This is a genomic window from Microbacterium sp. AR7-10, assembly GCF_001878835.1.
Classification (GTDB): domain Bacteria; phylum Actinomycetota; class Actinomycetes; order Actinomycetales; family Microbacteriaceae; genus Microbacterium; species Microbacterium commune.
The window spans coordinates 1-2,234 of the sequence record NZ_MJIR01000083.1 but is presented as its reverse complement, the minus strand read 5'-3'; the positions used below and the strand labels follow the sequence as shown (position 1 = coordinate 2,234).

Genomic DNA, 2,234 nt, shown 5'->3' with positions numbered 1-2,234 from the left:
CGGCAGCTTCAGATGTGTATAAGAGACAGGCGCCGCGCGACCCCGTGCGGCCCGTGCTGTGCGCGAGGGCGTCGATCGCGCCCGTCCGGGCCGGGCGTCCGCACTGACCGTCGCGGGTGGCCATCGGTGCTGTTGACCGAAGCGGCACGGTCGTGACAGACTTTCCGTGACCGGTCACAGTGGCCGGTACTCCCCGTCGACCCACCGAGGTACCCGTGAGCAACGAAGCCCCCTTCACCCCCGAGGTGGAAGCCGCCATCCAGCTGGTGCGCGCTGACGTCGCGCGACTGCATGCAGAACTCGTCCGCTACGGGCTCGTGGTGTGGACCGGCGGCAACGTCTCGGGCCGGGTGCCCGGTGCCGACCTGTTCGTGATCAAGCCGAGCGGCGTCTCGTACGACGACCTGGCCCCCGAGAACATGATCCTCTGCGACCTCGACGGCAACGTCATCCCCGGCAGCGAGGGCAGCGACCGGTCGCCGTCGAGCGACACCGCCGCGCACGCCTACGTGTACCGGAACATGCCCGAGGTGGGCGGTGTGGTGCACACGCACTCGACCTATGCCGTCGCCTGGGCCGCGCGCGGCGAGGAGATCCCCTGCGTGATCACGGCCATGGCCGACGAGTTCGGCGGTCCGATCCCGGTCGGCCCGTTCGCGATCATCGGCGACGACTCGATCGGCCGCGGCATCGTCGACACCCTCACCGGTCACCGCTCGCGCGCCGTGCTGATGCAGAACCACGGGCCGTTCACGATCGGTGTCGACGCGAAGGATGCCGTGAAGGCGGCCGTCATGGTCGAGGACGTGGCCCGCACGGTGCACCACGCACGCGAGGCGGGACCGCTGATCCCCATCCCGCAGGAGGCGATCGACGCCCTCTTCGACCGATACCAGAACGTGTACGGCCAGAACTCGGACGCACGTCGATGAGCGCCACGGCAGAGACCATCCGCTCCGGCCGCACGGCTCTGGGCATCGAGCTCGGATCGACGCGCATCAAGGCGTGCCTCATCGACGCCGACACCCACGAGGTGCTCGCCACCGGATTCCACGACTGGGAGAACAGGTTCGAGGACCGGCTGTGGACCTACTCGCTCGACGCCGTGTGGACGGGGCTGCAGGAGGCCTATGCGGGCCTCGTCGCCGACGCGCACGACCGCTACGGAATCCGGCCGGACACCTTCGGCGCGATCGGCGTCTCGGCCATGATGCACGGGTATCTGCCGTTCGACCGCTCCGGCGAGCTGCTCGTGCCGTTCCGCACGTGGCGCAACACGAACACGGGCGTCGCGGCGCAGGAGCTGACCGACCTGCTCGGCGTGAACATCCCGCTGCGCTGGTCGATCGCCCACCTTCGCCAGGCGCAGCTCGACGCCGAGCCGCACGTCGGCGACGTGCGCTTCTTCACCACGCTCGCCGGATACGTGCACTGGCAGCTCACCGGCCGACGCGTGCTGGGCGTGGGCGATGCGTCGGGAATGTTCCCGATCGACTCGACCACGCGCGACTACGACCAGGCGCTCATCGAGCGCTACGACGCGCACACCGGCGGTGACCTGCGCGTGATGCTGCCCGAGGCGCTCGTGGCCGGTCATGAGGCCGGGTCGCTGACGGCCGCGGGCGCGGCACTGCTCGATCCCACGGGGACGCTGCAGCCTGGCATCCCGTTCTGCCCGCCGGAAGGCGACGCCGGCACGGGCATGGTCGCGACGAACGCCGTCTCGCCGCGCACGGGCAACGTGAGCGCCGGCACCTCCATCTTCGCGATGGTGGTTCTCGAGCGCCCGCTCGCCGAGGTGCACCACGAACTCGACCTGGTGACCACCCCGGCGGGTGACGCGGTCGCGATGGTGCACTGCAACAACGGCGCCAGCGAGCTGGCGGCCTGGGTGGGCATGTTCGCCCGGTTCGCCGAGGCATCCGGCATGCCTCGATCGGCGGACGCCGTCTTCGAGACGCTGTTCCGGGAGGCGCTCGACGGCGAACCCGACGCCGGGGGCCTGCTCGCGTACAACCATCTCGCCGGCGAGCCGATCGCCGGCACCGACGAAGGTCGGCCGCTGTTCGTGCGCACGCCCGACAGCCGGTTCACGCTCGCCAACGTCATGCGCGCCCAGCTCTACGGCGTGTTCGGCACGCTCGCCCTCGGCATGCAGGTGCTCGCGGACGAGGGCGTGACGATCGAGCGCATGTTCGCGCACGGCGGCATCTTCCGCACCGCCGGGGTCGCGC

General features: G+C 70.5%; 2 protein-coding genes. Both read left to right on the top strand.

Annotated elements, in window-relative coordinates:
* Positions 1–215 precede the first annotated feature (215 nt).
* A complete protein-coding gene (locus tag BFN01_RS11680; RefSeq protein WP_071644528.1) occupies positions 216–932 on the top strand; it encodes an L-ribulose-5-phosphate 4-epimerase in 717 nt (238 codons plus the stop codon).
* A partial coding sequence (locus tag BFN01_RS11675) for a xylulokinase (RefSeq protein WP_071644527.1) occupies positions 929–2,234 on the top strand: 1,306 nt, incomplete at its 3' end. The genes BFN01_RS11680 and BFN01_RS11675, both read left to right, overlap by 4 nt.